This window comes from Methylobacterium sp. BI1, from assembly GCF_056680125.1.
Genome location: NZ_CM155267.1, coordinates 1,538,329 through 1,555,756 on the forward strand (window position 1 = coordinate 1,538,329; position 17,428 = coordinate 1,555,756).

The 17,428-nt window shown below is 69.0% G+C and carries 15 protein-coding genes; 8 read left to right on the plus strand and 7 right to left on the minus strand.

Annotated elements, in window-relative coordinates; translation table 11 throughout:
* The 4 genes from AC1MGR_RS07270 to AC1MGR_RS07285 all read right to left on the minus strand — a co-directional run bounded on the left by AC1MGR_RS07270 (position 1) and on the right by AC1MGR_RS07285 (position 4,834).
* Positions 1-984 carry an ABC transporter ATP-binding protein gene (locus tag AC1MGR_RS07270; protein ID WP_480234149.1) on the minus strand — a complete coding sequence of 328 codons (984 nt, stop codon included), beginning with the start codon at positions 982-984 and terminating at the stop codon, positions 1-3.
* Positions 985-994: 10 nt separating this feature from the next.
* Positions 995-1,957, minus strand: a complete 963-nt coding sequence (locus AC1MGR_RS07275; RefSeq protein WP_108039540.1) for an ABC transporter permease — start codon at positions 1,955-1,957, stop codon at positions 995-997.
* Positions 1,954-2,934, minus strand: a complete 981-nt coding sequence (locus AC1MGR_RS07280) for an ABC transporter permease (RefSeq protein ID WP_108039538.1) — start codon at positions 2,932-2,934, stop codon at positions 1,954-1,956. The genes AC1MGR_RS07275 and AC1MGR_RS07280 overlap by 4 nt, the downstream gene beginning before the upstream one ends.
* Positions 2,935-3,226: 292 nt before the next feature.
* Positions 3,227-4,834 (minus strand): ABC transporter substrate-binding protein, encoded by a 1,608-nt coding sequence (locus AC1MGR_RS07285; RefSeq protein WP_480234150.1) that lies wholly within the window; start codon positions 4,832-4,834, stop codon positions 3,227-3,229.
* A gap of 381 nt (positions 4,835-5,215) precedes the next feature.
* Here AC1MGR_RS07285 and AC1MGR_RS07290 point away from each other — a divergent pair, with 381 nt between their 5' ends.
* Together AC1MGR_RS07290 and AC1MGR_RS07295 are read left to right on the plus strand one after the other, a co-directional pair.
* Positions 5,216-5,467 (plus strand): hypothetical protein, encoded by a 252-nt coding sequence (locus tag AC1MGR_RS07290; protein ID WP_108039609.1) that lies wholly within the window; start codon positions 5,216-5,218, stop codon positions 5,465-5,467.
* 17 nt (positions 5,468-5,484) lie between these two features.
* The gene (locus AC1MGR_RS07295) at positions 5,485-6,270 is read left to right on the plus strand and encodes an endonuclease/exonuclease/phosphatase family protein (RefSeq protein WP_480234151.1); all 786 of its coding nucleotides are present in this window, start codon (positions 5,485-5,487) and stop codon (positions 6,268-6,270) included.
* On the opposite strand, the gene AC1MGR_RS07300 is transcribed toward AC1MGR_RS07295, so the two are convergent.
* Together AC1MGR_RS07300 and AC1MGR_RS07305 are read right to left on the minus strand one after the other, a co-directional pair.
* Complete coding sequence (locus AC1MGR_RS07300; protein WP_480234152.1) at positions 6,237-8,453, minus strand: VTT domain-containing protein; 2,217 nt, start codon at positions 8,451-8,453, stop codon at positions 6,237-6,239. The two genes, AC1MGR_RS07295 and AC1MGR_RS07300, sit on opposite strands and share 34 nt — an antisense overlap.
* A gap of 694 nt (positions 8,454-9,147) precedes the next feature.
* Positions 9,148-9,474, minus strand: coding sequence for a cyclic nucleotide-binding domain-containing protein (locus AC1MGR_RS07305; protein WP_480234153.1), 327 nt, complete (start codon positions 9,472-9,474; stop codon positions 9,148-9,150).
* Positions 9,475-10,340: 866 nt separating this feature from the next.
* Between AC1MGR_RS07305 and AC1MGR_RS07310 the strand changes: the two genes are divergently transcribed.
* From AC1MGR_RS07310 to AC1MGR_RS07325, 4 genes are all read left to right on the plus strand, one after another.
* A complete protein-coding gene (locus AC1MGR_RS07310) occupies positions 10,341-11,000 on the plus strand; it encodes a Crp/Fnr family transcriptional regulator (RefSeq protein WP_480234154.1) in 660 nt (219 codons plus the stop codon).
* Entirely contained in the window at positions 10,997-11,251 is a 255-nt protein-coding gene (locus AC1MGR_RS07315) for a hypothetical protein (RefSeq protein ID WP_108039530.1), read from the plus strand. The genes AC1MGR_RS07310 and AC1MGR_RS07315 overlap by 4 nt, the downstream gene beginning before the upstream one ends.
* Before the next feature lie 951 nt (positions 11,252-12,202).
* Positions 12,203-13,504, plus strand: coding sequence for a putative bifunctional diguanylate cyclase/phosphodiesterase (locus AC1MGR_RS07320; protein ID WP_480234741.1), 1,302 nt, complete (start codon positions 12,203-12,205; stop codon positions 13,502-13,504).
* A complete protein-coding gene (locus tag AC1MGR_RS07325; protein WP_480234155.1) occupies positions 13,501-14,385 on the plus strand; it encodes a BLUF domain-containing protein in 885 nt (294 codons plus the stop codon). The genes AC1MGR_RS07320 and AC1MGR_RS07325 overlap by 4 nt, the downstream gene beginning before the upstream one ends.
* A gap of 437 nt (positions 14,386-14,822) precedes the next feature.
* Here AC1MGR_RS07325 and AC1MGR_RS07330 read toward each other — a convergent pair whose 3' ends face one another.
* Positions 14,823-15,113 (minus strand): hypothetical protein, encoded by a 291-nt coding sequence (locus tag AC1MGR_RS07330; RefSeq protein ID WP_480234156.1) that lies wholly within the window; start codon positions 15,111-15,113, stop codon positions 14,823-14,825.
* 138 nt (positions 15,114-15,251) lie between these two features.
* On the opposite strand from AC1MGR_RS07330, the gene AC1MGR_RS07335 reads away from it, so the two are divergent.
* Both AC1MGR_RS07335 and AC1MGR_RS07340 read left to right on the plus strand, forming a co-directional pair.
* A complete protein-coding gene (locus AC1MGR_RS07335) occupies positions 15,252-16,085 on the plus strand; it encodes a DUF6502 family protein (protein WP_108039523.1) in 834 nt (277 codons plus the stop codon).
* Between the two features lie 11 nt (positions 16,086-16,096).
* Complete coding sequence (locus AC1MGR_RS07340; RefSeq protein ID WP_480234157.1) at positions 16,097-17,428, plus strand: DUF5666 domain-containing protein; 1,332 nt, start codon at positions 16,097-16,099, stop codon at positions 17,426-17,428.

The window sequence follows — 17,428 nt, forward strand, 5'->3', positions numbered from 1 at the left end:
TCATGCGGCGGAGGCCTCCGACCGGTCGTAGAGGTGGCAGGCGACCCGGTGCGCTCCAACCGGGATCGGGTCGGGCCGTTCCACCATGCAGCGGGCGAAGGCGGAGGGACAGCGCGGGTTGAAGGCGCAGCCCGTCGGGATGTTCGAGAGCCGCGGCATCGATCCCGGGATCTGGGCGAGGCGGTCGGTCTCCTGGGCCAGGGTCGGGATCGCCCCCATCAGACCCTTGGCGTAGGGGTGCAGCGGGTTCTGCACCACGTCGCGCACGGGCCCGATCTCGGCGATGCGGCCGGAATACATCACCGCCACCCGGTCGGCGGCTTCCGCGATCACGCCCATGTCGTGGGTCACCAGCATCACGGCGGTGCCGCGCTCGGTCCCGAGGCGCTTGAGGAGCGCGATGATCTGCGCCTGGACCGAGACGTCGAGGGCGGTGGTGGGCTCGTCGGCGATGATGAGTTCGGGCTCAGCGGCGAGCGCCAGGGCGATCACCACGCGCTGGCGCATGCCGCCGGAGAACTCGTGCGGATAGCCGTCGATCCGCCGCTCGGGCGCCGGGATGCCGACCTCGGCCAGGAGATCGATGGCGCGCTGGCGCGCCGCCTTCTCGGACAGGTCCGTATGGGTGCGGACGGTCTCCACGATCTGGCGGCCCACGCGATAGAGCGGGTTGAGGCTCGTCAGCGGGTCCTGGAAGATCATGCCGATGCGCCGGCCCCGGATGCGCCGCATGGCCTCGGGCGACAGGGTGTCGATGCGCTCGCCCTGCAGCCGGATCTCGCCGCCCACGATGGCACCGGGCGGATCGATCAGGCCGATGACGGCCGAGCCGGTCACGGACTTGCCCGCCCCGGATTCGCCGACGACGCCGAGGATCTCACCCCGGGCGATGTCGAACGAGACGTCGTCGATGGCCGTGAGGGTGCCGCGCCGGCCCGCGAAGGCGACGCGCAGGTTGCGGACCGAGAGAACGGGCTCTGTCATACCGACGCCATCACTGGAGTTTCGGGTTCAGGGCGTCGCGCAGCCAGTCTCCCAGCAGGTTGATCGCCAGGACGAGGCCGGCCAGCGCCAAGCCCGGGAAGGCGACGATCCACCACTCGCCGGAGAACAGGAAGCGGTTGCCGGTGCGGATCAGCGTGCCGAGCGAAGGCATCGAGTCGGGCAGGCCGGTGCCGAGAAAGGACAGGGTCGCCTCGGTGATGATGGCGAGCGCCAGGTTGATGGTGGCGATCACGAAGACCGGCCCGAGGACGTTGGGCAGGACGTGCCGCACCATGATGACGGGCGAGGACAACCCGATCAGGCGCCCGGCCTGGACGTAGTCCTTGTTCTTCTCCACCAGCACAGAGGAGCGCACGGTCCGGGCGTACTGCACCCAGAAGGACAGCCCGATCGAGAGCACGATGAGCCCGATGGCGGCGTTCGTGTCCATCTGGCTGCCCACCGCGGCCTTGGCGACGCCGTCCACCACCAGGGCGATGAGGATGGCCGGGAAGGTGAGCTGCACGTCGGCGATGCGCATGATCAGCGTGTCGACGAAGCCGCCGAAATAGCCCGCCACCAGCCCGAGCAGGATGCCGAGGGCGCCCGAGACCAGGACGCCGAGGAGCCCCACCACCAAGGACAGCCGGAGGCCGTAGAACACCGCCGAGAGCACGTCGCGGCCCTGGTCGTCGGTGCCGAGGGTGAAGGGCGCGACGCCGTCGGCGTACCAGATCGGCGGCAGGTTCGAGTTGATGAGCTCGAGCTGGGCCGGGTCGTAGGGGTTCTGCGGCGAGATCCAGGGCGCCGCCAGGGCCAGCAGCGCGAAGACCAGGGTCACGGCGAAGGCGCCCATGGCCAGTTTCGAGCGCCGGAAGCTGGCATAGACGTCGGAATCGAGGAAGCGGGCCCAAGTGGAACGCTTCGCCGGCGCCGGCGGGAGGAGGGGAGCGTCCTGCACGGAGGCGCTCATGCGGCCCGTCCCGTGGACAGGCGCAGGCGGGGATCGACGATGGTGTAGAGCACGTCCACCACGAGGTTGATGACGACGAAGATGGCGGCGACCAGCAGCAGGTAGGCCGCCATGATCGGGATATCGACGTTCTGCACGGCCTGGACGAAGAGCAGGCCCATGCCCGGCCACTGGAACACCGTCTCGGTGATGATCGAGAAGGCGATGACCGAGCCGAGCTGCAGGCCCGCGATGGTGATGACCGGGACCAGCGTGTTCTTGAGGGCGTGGCCGAGGTGGATCGAGCGGGTGGTGAGGCCACGAGCCCGGGCGAAGCGGATGTAGTCGGTGCGCAGCACCTCCAGCATCTCGGCGCGCACCAGCCGCATGATCAGGGTCATCTGGAACAACCCCAGGGTGACGGAGGGCAGGATCAGCGCGCGCAGGCCCGAGGCGGTGAGGAAACCGGTGGTCCACCAGCCCAGCCGCACGGTGTCGCCGCGCCCGAAGGAGGGCAGCCAGCCCAGTGTCACCGAGAACAGGAAGATCAGCAGGATGCCGATGAGGAAGGTCGGCAGGCTGATGCCCACGAGCGAGATGGCGAGGAAGATCTTGGCGAGCCAGGTGTCCCGCCGCAGGGCGCAGTAGACGCCCATGAGGATGCCGACGGTGAGCGCGAAGAGCGTTGCGCACAGCGCAAGCTCGAGGGTGGCGGGCATGCGCTCGGCCAGGAGCGCCGAGACCGGCTGGCGGAACTGGTAGGAGGTGCCGAACTCGCCGCGCACGACGTTGCCGGCGTAGCGCAGGAACTGGACAGCCACCGGATCGTCGAGCCCGAGATCCTTCCGGATGGCGACGCGCTCGGCATAGGGCGTATCGACGCCCACGATCTGGTTCACCGGATCGCCCGCGAACCGGAACATCGAGAAGGCGATCAGGCCGACGGCGAACAGCACGGCGACGGACTGGAGCAGGCGCTGGAGGATGAAGGCGATCATGAATGGGCGATCCGGTCGTGCACATTGCCGAGACCGGCACTCCGAGCGATCGTGAAACGTGGCGCGCCGTCATGCCGGGGCGCCGCAGGCGAGCCCGGAATCCAGAACCGCCGACGGTGGAAAGTCTGGCACCACCTCCGTTTCTGGATCCCGGGCTCCGCTGCGCGGCCCCGGGATGACGGAGGGCTCCCTGAGCCATTTCGGCGGACAACGCCGCGGATGCGATCACCCTTTCCCCGCTGGGCGGAGACGCGGGCCGGCGCGACGTCCTGAAACCGATCCGTCGGGCTCATCACGGCTGCTTCGAGACCCAGTACAGCATCAGCATGTTGTCCGGGCGCTGGACCAGGGTGACCTTCTTCGAGACGCCCCAGGCGAGGGCCTGCTGGTGCAGGGGGATGAAGCCCCAATCGGCCTGGATGGTGTCGAAGCCTTCCTTGATCTCGGCGTTGCGCTTGGTCTGGTCGCTCTCGGCCTCGACGGAATCGGCCAGCGCGTCGACCTTCGGGTTGCAGTAATTGCCGAGGTTCCAGTTTCCGCGGCCGGGCTTGGAGCCGCCCCGGCAGCCGGCGATCTCGAACAGGATGTTGTGCGAATCCTGGGAGGAGGGGGTCCAGCCGACGAGATAGAACGAGGTGTCGTAGGCGGGCGCCAGCACCTTGGCGAAGTACTTGGCCTTGGGCTGCGCGTTGAGATTCACCTTCACGCCGACCCGGGCCAGCATCGAGACCACCGCCTGGCAGATCGCCTCGTCGTTGACGTAGCGGTCGTTGGGGCAGTCCATGCCCAGCGAGAAGCCGTCCGGGTAGCCGGCCTCGGTGAGGAGCGCCTTGGCGCGCTTCGGATCGTAGTCGGGCCGCTTGAACTCCGAGGCGCGGGGGAACAGCACCGGCGCGATCAGCAGGGCGGAAGGCACGGCCTGCCCGCGCATGACGCGCTTGGCGATCGTCTCCTCGTCGATGGCCCGGTAGAAGGCCTCGCGGACGCGGACGTCCTTGAACGGGTTCTTGCCCTTGACGTTCGAGTCCTTCAGCTCGTCGCGGGACTGATCCATGCCGAGGAAGATCGTGCGCAGCTCCGGCCCGGCCATCACGGTGGCGGTGCCGCTGGCGTTGACGCGCTGGGCGTCCTGCAGGGGCACGGGGTCGATCCAGTCGACCTCGCCGGAGATCAGGGCGGCGACGCGGGTGGCGTCGTTCTGGATGGTGGTGAAGACCGCCTCGTCGATGTTGGATTCCACCTTGGCCCAGTAATTCGGGTTCTTCTTGAACACCGTGCGCACGCCGGGCTGGTGCTCGGTGATGATGAACGGCCCGGTGCCGTTCTCGTGCAGGGCGGCGTAGCTGGTGGAGGTCGCGCTCGGCAGGGTCGGGGCGACGGCGCCGTTCTTCTCGGCCCAGGATTTCGACATGATGTACCAGGTCGAGAACTGGTACAGGGCGATCGGGTTGGGGCTCTTGAGCTTCATGTCGACGGTGTGGTCGTCGATCTTCACCCACTCGGCGTCGGACGGCACGTTGGTGGTGAAGTTCGAGCCCGGCGCCCGCACGCGGTTGGCCGAGAAGATCACGTCGTCGGCGGTGAAGTCCGAGCCGTCGTGGAACTTCACGCCCTTGCGCAGGTGGAAGCGCCAGCGCGTCGGCTCGGGATTCTCCCAGGATTCCGCCAGCATGGGCGCGAGCTTCAGGTCCTTGTCGCGGGTGATGAGCGAGTCGAAGACCGCCCCGTGCATGCCGATCGTGAAGCTTTCCTTCAGGGAGTAGGGGTCGAGGGACTTGATGTCGCCCTGGAAGGCGAACCGGAAGACGTTCGCCGCGGCGGCCGGGGCGGTGGCGGACAGGCCCAGCACGGCGGCGAGGGCGGTGGCCGAAACGAACGCTTTGACCGTGGACTTCAACAAGGCACCCATCCTCTTCGAGTCTGCTTCCCAGGCGACTGCCGACACCGTGGCATGACGTGCACCTTGGCATGGATCGGGCCAAGCCCGAACCGGGTTCTCCGCGCCGTCCACGCCGATGCTGCGGGACCGCCATCGCCCATCGACCGGGCCGCCCCATGCCCAAAAATCGGTCAATAGCCACGAATCGGTCAAGTCCCAACCCACCGGATCCGTGACGCACCGCGGGTGCATCCGGATGACACGGGCCGGATGCGGGAAGACGCGGGTCGGCGACGCTCCCCGTTCGCGGGCGCCGCTCCATATGGTCGGGATCGCCGCGAGGCGTGGACCGCGCCCGGATCGTGCGGCGTTGATGCTGAGAGAGGACCCCGGGAGTTCGACATGGCCGATCTCGACCACACGCTACAGCGCTTCCAGGGCCTCCTGCTGGCCGAACAGCCCGTCGATATCGGTGAGGCCGAGGACGCAATCTGGGCTTATCTCTCCCAGGCGCCGGGCCTGTCCGCCCAGGTCGAGGCGCTGGAGCGGCTGCAGGAGGCGGTGGCGCAGTGGGACAGCCATTCGCCCTTCCTGCCCCAATTGCGGGCCGCCCTCGACCGGCATCGCACGCGCCTGGCCGAGCCTCTGGCCTGACGGCGATCGGCCCGCGCTTGCGCCTCCTCAGCTACAACATCCGGCACGGCCGCGGCACCGACGGCCACGTCGACCTGGAGCGCGTCGCCCGCGCCATCCGGTCGAGCCGCGCCGACATCGTCGCGCTGCAGGAGGTCGACCTCGGCCGTGCCCGGACCGGCGGCGTGGACCAGGCCCAGACCCTCGCCCGGCACCTGGGCATGCGGGCGCATTTCCACGCCGCGCTCCAGGTCGGAACGGAGCGCTACGGCGACGCGATCCTCACGACGCATCCCTCCCGCCTCGTCAGGGCCGGGAGCCTGCCGGGCCTCGCCGGACGGCCCGGCCTCGAGCCGCGGGGCGCCCTGTGGGTGGAAGTCGCGTGCGACGGATACCGGCTGCAGGTGCTCAACACCCATCTCGGCCTCGTCGCGGCGGAGCGGAAGGCGCAACTCGCGGCCCTCCTCGGTCCCGATTGGCTCGCGGCTGCATCGGCGGCGGGACCGGTGGTGCTGGCGGGGGACTTCAACGCGACGCCGTGGTCCCGGGCCTATCGTCAGCTGAGCGCGCACCTGAGCGATGCCCGCGCGATCGCGCTCAGCCGGGCCGGGCTCGCGACCTTCCCCAGCCGCTATCCGGTGCTGCGTCTCGACCACGTGTTCGTCGGTCCGGGGCTCCGGGTGGACCGGGTGGCGGTGCTGCGGGACGGTGCCGCGTGCTGCGCCTCCGATCACCTCCCCCTCCTCGCCACCCTGGATCTGATCGAGGCACCGCGGGCGGTACTGCGCTCTCAGGAGGCGCTGGCGGTCGCCCCGGAGGCCTGAGGCGCGTCGGCCTCGGCGGGGCGTTCGCCCTGCCGGATCGTGTCCAGGGCACCGGCCCGGCGCCAGGGCCGCCAGGCATCGCGCACGCTGGCCGGGTCACCGAGATGCCAGGCCTCCACCAGGCGGGCGAGGGCACCGCGCCGCGACGGTACCACCGGGCAGAGCCGGCGGGGCGCCACCCGGGATCGATCGTCGAGCGCTGCCCGCAGGGAGCCGTACCGCTGCACGGCCGCCTCGAAGTCCTCGCGCGGGCAGCCCGCGTGGTGCGCGAGCAGGCCGTCCCGCAGCCGCACGATGGCGGATCGCAGGAGGGGCGCGTCCTCGGTCGGCAGGACTTCGATGGCGAGGTCACACTCGCTGTCGTAGCCCAGAGAGCGGTTGTTCAGGTTGGTCGACCCGATGCGCACCAGGCGATCGTCGAAGATGCCGACCTTGGAATGGACAAGGATCGGGCGTCCCTCGGGTGTATGCGGTGCCAGGATACGCAGGCGGTCGTGGCGATCGGCCGTCCGGAGCTTACGGATCAATCCTCGCCGGGCGCTGTCCATGGTCAGCCGATCGAAGGCATTCGGGCTGCGCTCGGCCACCACGATGATGATCTCCGGCCCCTCGGCCTCGCCGAGGCGCTCCATCAGCGCTTCGCCGATCTGGGGGGACGTGAGGTACTGGTTCTCGAGGTAGATGGCCCGCCTGGCGCCCCGGATCGCCGCGGCGTAGAGGGCAGCGTTCTCCTGCACCGCAGCGCGCTTCGGGCCGGCGGGCCGGGTGCGCGACAGGGCGACCGACGTGTCGCTGAAGAGGGGCGTCACCGAGACAGGCCAGGGCGCGTCGTCCCGCACGGGCGGCGGTGCCAGACGCTCGCCGGTGGCATCGAGCCAGCGTTGGCGCGCGAGGTCGCCCAGGGCAGCCGCCGCCGGACCGTCGACCACCATCATGATGTCGTGGCGCGGCGGATAGGTCTCGCCGCTGGGGAGGCGACGACGGAGGTCCCGGTCGCGATGCGCCGGCGTATCCCAGCGGTTGGCTTCGAAGTCGCCGCCGCCGCAGAAGGCCACCGCATCGTCGATGACGAGGATTTTCTGGTGCTGGCAGGCGCCGAAGGGCAGCGTCGCATCCACCCGGTAGGTGATGCCGGGACCGAGCAGGGTGCGGACGGCCTCCGGGGTCAGGTCCCGTCCGGCCGAGAGCGGCCACGGCATGTCCCAGATCAGGAGATGGATCGCGAGGTCCGGCCGGCAGGCGCGCAGGCGGTGGAGCAGGTCCGCCAGGGTTTCTCCCTCCGGGGCGTGGCGGCCATCCGGTGCGAGGCGCAGGCGTGGGTCGAAGCTCCAGCCGATCAGCAAGATGGAGTGACGCGCCTCCAGCATCGCGCTGCGGGCCGCCGCGAAATAGGCGGCGCCGTCATGCAGCACGGCGGCCCGATGGGCCTGCTCGATGCGCCAGCAGGTCTGGCCCGGCCGAAGCCAGCGGCCCTCGGAACGCGGTAGCCCCGGCGCGGGGGAATCGGACGCCCGGGAGGTTCGTTCGGTGCGATGCAATCCACGCGCGGCGAGCTTCGCCTGCACGCGACGGCGCGTCACGGCGACGGCCACGACGGTCGCGACCAGGCCGAGCCCCAGCGGAATCCAATGGGCGGCCGAGTCGGCTGCCGTCCGGCCGATCACGCCGAGATACACGCAGAGGATCGTCCCGGGGATCATGCCCAGGAGGGTCGAGACGAGGAAATCTCGCATGCGAACGCGGGTCAGGCCGAGGATGTAGTTCTGTGCGTTGAAGGGCACGAAGGGACTGACCCGCATCAGAGTCAGCAACTGCCAGCCGCCGTCGCCCACCGCCTCCATCGTCGCGACCATTGCGGGCCGCTGGGCAATGACGCGCTCGACGCGCTGTCTCAGGACGGATCGTGCCGCGAGGAAGGCCAGGACGGAGCCGACGGTCGCCGCCCCCAGGACGATCGGAAGGGACCACCAGCCGAAGGCCAGCGCGCCGGCGATCGTCAGCGGCGTACCCGGGATGACCAGCAGCGTGGCCAGGATGAAGAGAGCGCCGAAGGCGACGGGACCGAGTGGGCCGAGGCTCGACGTCCAGGCGCCGAAGGCCTGAAGCCAGTCATGAACCGGCAAGAGCAACCAGACCGCAGCCGTCGCCGCAAGACCGAGCAGGATGAGAAGCCAGGAGCGCATACCGCTAGATGTCAAACGGCCGCGCTCGCGTCACGCCGAAACGCGATGAACGTTGTGCTTCGCTCGGTGCGTCTCACGGCGTCTCTCGCTCCACTGTCCTGGCCAGCACGATCACACAGAATACGTCGCGGGCCGAAGCGTTGCACTGCAGCATTCACTTTGCGCCGTCGCGACGCATCCGCTATCGCTCGCGCGCGCCGAGACCGGTGTGCCGCCGAGGCCAGGCGCCTCGATCCCGTCCCTGGTTTCAGACAACGCAGGATTCCGAACCATTTCCCAGGATGCTGAGATTACTTTCCGCGGCCGTGGACGCGGCGTCCTCTGCGACGCGGGGCTCCGGCTCGACGTTTGCCCGCTCTGCTCTCAGGCGAACACCCCGCGCGCGGCGGAGGCCGGCCGATGCGCCTGGTGCGCCTATGTCCCATCCCTCGCCGACGTGGAACCGGTGCAGGCCGAGGATCCCTCCCACGCCGCCGAGTGAGTCCGGTCTCGCACCGGGAACGTAGGCGCGAGGGGGGCGCAGCGCCGCATCCCTCCTCGACGAGGCGTCGATAGGCCGCCTCGGCGACCCCGTCATTGCTCCCTGCCGCCTCGTTCCCTGCCGCCTCCTGGAGCCGGTTCCGGTTCCGGATCGTGATCCGTCCGTGCCGTGCCCGGATGAAGCTAGAGCCTTCGAGATTCTGGACCGCCAGTGTCAGGCCGGAACGCTGAACCCCCAAAGCATCACCGCCAGAATCTCGTGGGTGAGGAGAAGCTCGTCGCCCGCGACGCGGTCGTGGCACTGGAGTCGCCAGCGGGCGAGCCGGGTCTCGATGCCGAAGCTGACATTCACGAAGGCGGTCTGTCGCGCCTGGAACAACGCCGCCTGGACGACGCGCAACATCTGCCGCCGCAGGGTCGGGCTCCGCTCCATCGCCGCCTCGAGAACGTGGCGGTCGATCACCCGGGCGATTCCCGCAACCTGACCGACGTGTCCGTAAGGCGACGGTGTCGAACCGGGGATCACGTTGGACGCGTCCACGAAGGCTTCCGGACCGATCACCCCGACCTCGATCCGCGTCGCACCGGCCTGCAGGATGACCGAGATAAGACCGGCTCGACGAAGTAAATTTTCCCGAGATCGGCGCCCGGCGGAACTAGAATTTGCCGGGCTGCCAAGTCCCTCGGATGCAGATGCTGCCGTGGCTGCGCCTAAACCTCGGCGGATAGCGTCCATAGCAAGCGGTTACAACGCAAGATTTGCATTCGGGGAGGTCGGACCATGTTCTCTCAGGCCAGAGAACCGCGCCACTCCCGCTCCGGCGCGGCCATGGCGAACGACGAGCACTAGGTCAATGAAAGATACCAGCTTCTCTCGGAAGCACGTAGTCGCAGCAGTCATCGGATATAAACATAGGTTAAACGTTTGAAATCATACAAATGCGGTGCGGGTTCTTACAACTGCTGAAGCTGCGGGATAAATAATTCAAAACCCTGCGATTTCTCCTGCGCGGGGCGCCGTCGGAGCGCAGCATGACATCGTTGGATCGGCGCACCGAAGGGGAACGCCGGGCAGGAACGCCGGGGCGATGTCGCAGGCGCGGCGCGGGACGATGGCGGAGCTGGCCGGGTCGTGTGACCGACGGCGGGCGTCCGGCGCTCCGGAACAGGCCTGTTCCGCTGGGTCCGACGTCCTGCCGGCGCCCTTTGCCGATCTGCCGCCGACTCTGCGCCATGTGAGCGTCGATCGCTGCACCGCCGGTCGCGACCTCATGCGATCCGAAGATAGCTGCCAGGATTACGGACAAGGTCTTGTCGTCTCATTCCTCGATCCCTCTCGCCGATTCATCGAACCCCCTGGTCCGGAAGCTCGAAGGGTTCGGACCCCTCGCCGAGGAGGATCGAGCCGTGCTCCGGCGCATCAGTGCCAACGGTTACGTCATCGGTCCGCGCGTCGACCTGATCCGCGAGGGTGATGCACCGGATGGCGTGATCCTAATCCTGGAGGGCATCGCCTGTCGGCAGAAGCACCGCGCGAATGGGGCACGGCAGATCACCGCCTATCTGGTGCCGGGCGACGCCTGCGACCTCGATGTGGCCCTGCTCACGCAGATGGACCACACCATCACCACCCTGTCCGTCTGCCGCGTGGTGCGCATTTCCACCGACGTCGTCAAACGGATCATGGACGAGCACCCGGCGATCGCGCGCTCCCTGCGCCTCGGGACACTGGTCGACGAGGCGACCTTGCGCGAATGGCTGGTCAATGTCGGCTGCCGATCGGCCATCGAGCGGATTGCCCACTTGTTCTGTGAACTGCTCGTGCGCCTGCAGGTGGTCGGGTTCGCGAGCGAAAATTCCTACGAGTTCCCGGTCACGCAGCTCGATCTCGCTGACACCGTCGGGCTCTCGAATGTGCACGTGAATCGGTCGCTCCAGGAACTCAGGCGCCAAGGCGTGATTGAACTCAAGGGCAGGACGCTGACGATTCTGGATCGTCAGCGTCTGAAAGCGATAGCGGAATTCAACTCGAAATACCTGCACCTGGGAACGCGGGCCGCGGCATGACCATGAAACTCCAGCCCGTCCAGATCGCGACGGGCAGCAATGACCGCGAGAGCCGGTTGGTTTTCGAGGATGGGATGCTCGTGGCGGTGCTCGTCCAACTCTCCAGCGAGCACGTTTCCGAGGCTGGACACTGGTTTCTGGAAGTGGGCTTCGGATGTGTCGAGGATCCGCATGCGCCGATCTTCGCGGATCTCGAGGAGGCGCAGGCTTGGATCGCCCGGCAATTGTCGGAGAATCGGTCTTTCGGCTAGGTATGGCGGGCTGTCGCGCGTCCGCACTGAGACATCCTTCAGCGTCGCATTCGAAGAGGCTTCCGCCCTCGACGATTTAGCGTCGCGTTGTTGTGTGTGAATGTGCGGGCTGCAATTGTCCGACATGTTCGAACCGTCGCGCCGTCTTCGGAGCGACCGGGTCTCGCCGATGCCTTTCCCCCCGATTGCGTCGGCGAGATCATTCGAATTTTGGGGTAAAGCTAACAATAGAGTTCGGCTGCGTCATCGCTGGATAGAGTCGATTTTCTCCAATCTGGATATTCTTCGCAGTCGATTTCGCGAGAGTAAGTTTAAAATCTCCGGCGTATTGTAGTGGATCGGCCTCTCGCGTCGGACTTGATTTTAACGTCTGAAAAACGACGGGTCAAAAACCTATAATTTACTTTCGAGCCTCTAATCTCTCGGCGCTGGCGCATTCCGGATGCGCACCGGAGCGGCGACGTGATGCAGGCAGTCCAGGTTCTTGCGAGACCGGAGACGATCCCAGGGTCGTCCGAGACCGCCCTCGGGCCGGCGCCCTATCTCGACGTCGTGCGACAGGGCTTCATCGTCTTCGAGGGGGGCCAGCTGCTCCTCTGCACGGGACCGGCGCGGGACTTGGTGAGCGGGTTCGGGCTGCCCGACCGTCCGAGCCTTCGTCAGACCCTCCACACGCTCTGCCGTCTCCTCCCCCTCCGCCGGGATACCCTGTTCGCTCAGGTGCGCCGCGCCCTCGACCGTTGCGAAGGCCTCGCCTTCGAGATCCTGCGCGCGGGCTTGACGCTCGAGATCGGCATCCAGCCGTTCGGCTGCTCCCGCGGCGCCTGCCGGGGTTGGACCATCACCCTCGAGGACGTCACCCTGCGCCGCGCCGCCGAGACCGCGGCCAGCGAGCGCGCCCGCCTCGATCCGCTCACCGGCCTGCCGAACCGCCTGCACCTGCGCGAACGCCTGGAGGAAGCCCTCGTCCAAGTGGCGACCTCCGACGATGCCTGCGCGGTGCTCCTGGTGGACCTCGACCGGTTCAAGCCCGTCAACGACACCCTGGGGCACGCGATCGGCGACGCGCTCCTGGCGAAGGTCGCCGACCGCCTCCTCGCCACGCTCCGTCCGTGCGACACGGTCGCCCGCATCGGCGGGGACGAATTCGTCGTAGTCCAGCGCGGCGTGACGGACCCCGAGGAGTCGCGGGTCCTGGCGCGTCGGATCGTCGACCTCATCGGCCGCACCTACATGATCGAAGGGCAGTTGCTCACCATCGGCGCCAGCGTCGGCGTCGCGGTGGCGCCCCGCGACGGGACCGACGTGGATCGGCTCCTGAAATGCGCCGATCTCGCCCTCTACCGGGCGAAGCTCGACGGGCGCGGGGCCTTCCGTTTCTTCGAGGCCGAGATGGATGCGCGCATGCAGGCGCGCCGCCGGCTCGAACTCGATATCCGCCAGGCCCTCGGCCGGCGCGAGTTCTCCCTCCACTACCAGCCGCAGCTGAACCTGGAGAACGACCGCGTCACCGGCTGCGAGGCGCTGCTGCGCTGGCATCACCCGGAACGCGGGCTGGTCCCACCGGGGGAGTTCATTCCCCTCGCCGAGGAAATCGGGCTGATCGTCCCGATCGGCGAATGGGTCATCCGCCAGGCCTGCCGCGACGCCGCGACGTGGCCCGCGGCGATCACCGTCGCGGTCAACGTGTCGCCCGCCCAATTCAAGGGCGATCGCCTCGTCGAGGTCATCGTCTCCGCGCTGGCGAGTTCCGGCCTCCCGGCGAGCCGCCTGGAGATCGAGATCACCGAGGGCGTTCTCCTGCAGGAGAACGAGCGGACCCTGCGGACCCTGCACCGGCTGCGGGCCCTCGGCATCCGGGTCTCCATGGACGACTTCGGGACCGGGTACTCGTCGCTGAGCTACCTGCGCTCGTTCCCCTTCGACAAGATCAAGATCGATCGCTCCTTCGTGGCCGACATCACCCAGAAGCCGGACGGCGACGCGGTGATCCGCGCGATCGCGGGGCTCGGGCGCAGCCTCGGCATGACCACCGTCGCCGAGGGCGTCGAGACCGAGGACCAGATGCGCCGCATCCGCGCGGAGGGGTGCACCGACGTCCAGGGCTACCTCGTCAGCCGGCCGATCCCGGCCGAGGCGCTGCTTGCCCTGTTCACCGACCTCGGCCCGCACGGCCTCGCCCAGGCGGGAGGCGGCCATCGCCCAGTGTGTTCAGCCTTAAGATTGTCCAGCCTTTCCGGAGATCGGATGTGAGCGACCTCTATCGTCTCGTCTATGCCAGCAAGAACCTGCTCACGGTGAGCGACGCCGAGGCGAGCAGCGCCGTGGCGCAGATCCTCGCGACCTCACAGCGGAACAACGCCGAAGTCGGCGTCACCGGCGCCCTGATGTTCAACGGCGGCGCCTTCGCGCAGGTTCTGGAAGGCCCGCGCCAGGGGGTTGAGCGGACCTTCGAGCGGATCCAGCGCGATCAGCGGCACGGCGACGTGACGGTGCTGGAGTGCGGGCCGACGGAGGTACGGGGCTTCGCAAACTGGTCGATGGCCTTTATCGGCCAGGCCGAGGCCGGGCAGACGCTGTGGAGCGACCTCGCCCGCGAGAGCGGCTTCGACCTCTCCCGGCTCGACGGCGACGCTGTGTTCCGGATGCTCCACGGTCTGGTGATCGAGGAGGAAGGGGTACCCGCCAGCGCATCGATCGGCGCGACGCCGGCCGGCACGGAGACCGGGCGCACGGAGACACCTGCCGCAGCAGCGCCGACGCCCGATGCGACCGGTCTCGACGTCGACCGTATCCGCACTGAGGTGGCGGACCTGCGTCCGACGAACCCGCCTGTTCCGGCGAGCCCGCGCGCTCCAGCAGGCCACCCCGCAGCGTCCGAGCACGCCGCGCTGGCGGTGCTTCGGGAGGCCCTGGCTCAGGAACGGCGCCGGACGACGGCATTGCGCGAGGAGATCGACGATCTGCGCATCGAACAGGCACAGGACCACGCCGCGGTCGAGGCTCTCCGTCAGGAGCGCGACATGTGGGTGGAGCGTGCCCGTTGCCTGGCCTCGGCCCTGTGCCGCGAGGCCGAGGCGGTCCGCAAGGTGCCCGAGGTCCCCACGGTCGCGCCCTCCATCCGAGCCGCCTGATCCCACCGGGCGTTCGCTCCGACGGCGAGGCCTATCCTTGGAGTAGGTCTTACCGAGGGCGATGCTCGCGTGACTCAGTCGCGCCGATGGGTGTTCGCCATCCGGCCGATCAGCGTACGCCACCAGACCACGAAGGCCCGTTCGTACGGGTGCCGCGTCCGCGCAGACCGGTGACGGGGCAGGCAGGCCTGTAGGGATGGGCTCAAGCGGGGATCGGCTCGAAACATTGGGCGTTCTGCGATCGCGTGCGGCGGCGGTGGTGGTCGAAGGGTCGTGTCGGTGTCTGGCCGTCCATGACCGAAGGGCTCAGGCCTGAAGGCTCAGGATCAGCAGGATGACGGTGGCGATAGCCGGAACGGCGCAAAGGAGCAGGTCGATGACCAGGCGCGGCTGCCGGTGATCCGACCGACTGAGGGAACGGCTCGCGACGCCTGACATCAGTTGGCTCGCGCAAAATCGGTCGCCGCAGCCATTCGGCTGGGCGGGGCAAGGCGGGTCGCCACGGCTCGCGACACGTCCGTTGCCGCTGTCAGGTCCTTCGCCGCCAGGGTGGTCCGCTGGCCGGTCGAGGCCAGGACGAGGGTACCCAGCGCGACTGCCGCCAGAACGCCCAGGCCGCGCGCCAAGATCGCCGGCGACCGGCCCGTCGGTCCCGCCGCCCGCGCCGACATATCCGCACGCAGGGGCGGCAGGGCATCCGTAAGACGAAGAGGCGTCAACTGGGCCATGGCGGCGCTCCCGGGTGGATTTGCTCCCATCTTCGTATGTGGGCAATTTTCCCACGTCAATTGCGTTCTCGCCCAGCGAAGGTGTCGGAGCACACGCCGTGGGATTGTGTCCCACACCGCGTTGGCTATGGTAGGCCTATGGCCGATCCGACCGAGACTCTCTCCGAGGGAGCGAACCTCCACGCCCCCGTCGCGCGTCTGCTCCGGCCGCTTGTTCGCCTCTTCGTGGCGCGAGGCATCACCTTCCCGGCACTCACGACGCTCCTGCGCGAGCTCTACGTGAACGTCGCCGAGTACGACTTCGCGCTGCCCGGTAAGGAGCAGACCGACAGCCGGGTCAGCCTCTTGACCGGAATCCACCGCAAGGAGGTCAGCCGCCTGCGCGGAGCCGGCGCCCCCGTCAGCGCCGTGCCGTCCTCCGTGTCACGCACCAGCCGGATCATCGCGCGCTGGCTCGCCGATCCCGCCTTCACCGACGCGGATGGCCAACCCCGGCCCCTGACGCGGGCGAACGAGGGGAAGGGCGCATCCTTCGAAGAGCTCGTCGCGGCCGTGACCCGCGATCTGCGCCCTCGCGCCGTCCTCGACGAGTGGCTCGACCGCGGCCTCGTGGTCGCCGATGCCGACGGCCACATCGTCCTCGCGGAGGCGGCCTACGTGCCGAAGGGGGGCGGGGAGTCCCAGCTGTATTACTTCGGCCGAAACCTGCACGACCACATCGCCGCGAGCGTCGCCAACATCACAGGGCCGACGCCGCGCTTCCTCGAGCGTGCAGTCCATTACGACGGCCTGTCCAAGGAGCTGGCTGACCGTCTCGAAGCCCGCGCCCGCGAGATCGCCATGGAGGCGCTGCAGCAGGCCAACCGGGAGGCCCACGCGGCCTGTGAGACCGATGCCGGCGGCACTCATCGCTGGAATTTCGGCGTCTACGTCTATGCCGAGGATGCGCCGCCCGCGGCGGCCAAGGCGTGAGGACGGCGTCCATGCGCGCACCGAACCGCCGCGACGCCCTGCGCCTGCTCGCCACGGCACCCCTCGCGCTGGCGGCCGGCGCGGACCCGCTCCCGCCGATCCGCGACCAGGGCATCGGCGGCACCGGCGCCCGTCCGAGCCATCCGCCCGGAGACGGGTCGGACTCGGAAGGCGACCGCGGCCTCGGCGGGACCGGCGTGATCGGGACGATCCGCAAGTTCGGATCGATCATCGTCAACGACCTGCGCATCACCTACCCGCCGGACGTTCCCGTGCGGATCGACGGGCGTTCCGCGGCGGTGGGCGACCTGCGGATCGGGCACGTGGTCCGCGTCGTCGCTCTCGAGACCGGCGGCACCCTCGGCACCCGGCGCATCGATGTCACGAGCGAAGTCGTGGGACCCGTCGAGGCCGTTCGGAAGGGCGGCCTCACCGTCCTCGGGCAGCGGGTTGCCCTGCCGACGACCCAGCGGGAGGGATGGACGGTCGGCGACCGCGTCGCGGTGAGTGGCCTGCGGCGCCCCGACGGTGTGGTCGTCGCCTCGCTGGTGGAGCGTCGGTCGGACGGACCCGCGCGGGTGGCCGGTCCGGTTCGACGGGGGCCGGACGGAAACCCGATGATCGGCGATCTCCGCCTCGTCGGTGTCGATGCCGGTCAGATCGGACGGCGGGCGGTCGTCACGGGCGCCCAGGCGGGGTCGAGCCTCACGGTCGCGGGGATCGAGGATTCGCGTGCGCTCTTCGTCCCGGGCCTGCGCCGCGTCTCGATCGAGGCCTATGTCGGCCGCAATGCCCGAGGTCTGCAGATCGGGTCCGGTCTCGACATCACGGGGCGGCCCGACCCCGGACTGCCCCGTCGCGGCAGCGTGCGCGCGGTCGTCATCGCCGAGCCGTCCCGAGACGGCCGCCTGAGTGTCGAGAGCCTGCGCATCGACACGCGCGGCACCGAGCGTTCCGGCTCCCAGGCAGATCCCGATCGCGGATCGCGACCGAGATCCGAGGGCCGTGGTTTCGACGGTCGAGGTGGCGAAGGCAGAGGCCTGGAAGGACGAGGTCTCGACGGTCGGGGTTTGGAGGGTCGGGGTTTGGAAGGACGCGGCCTCGACGGGCGTCTGCCCGGGGGCCAGCCCGGCGGCGCACCGCGCTTCGACATCGATACCCGCTCGCCGCCGGGCAGCGAGCACGCGCGACCCGGGGGCGGATTCGGTGGAGCGCCGGGCGGCGGCTTCGAGCGCCCCGGCGGATTCGGGCGCGGGCCGGGGGGTGGGCTCGGCGGCCCGGAAGGGCCGGGTGGCTTCGGCGGTGGTCCCGGGCGTGGTCCCGGCGGGCCGGGTGGTCGCTGA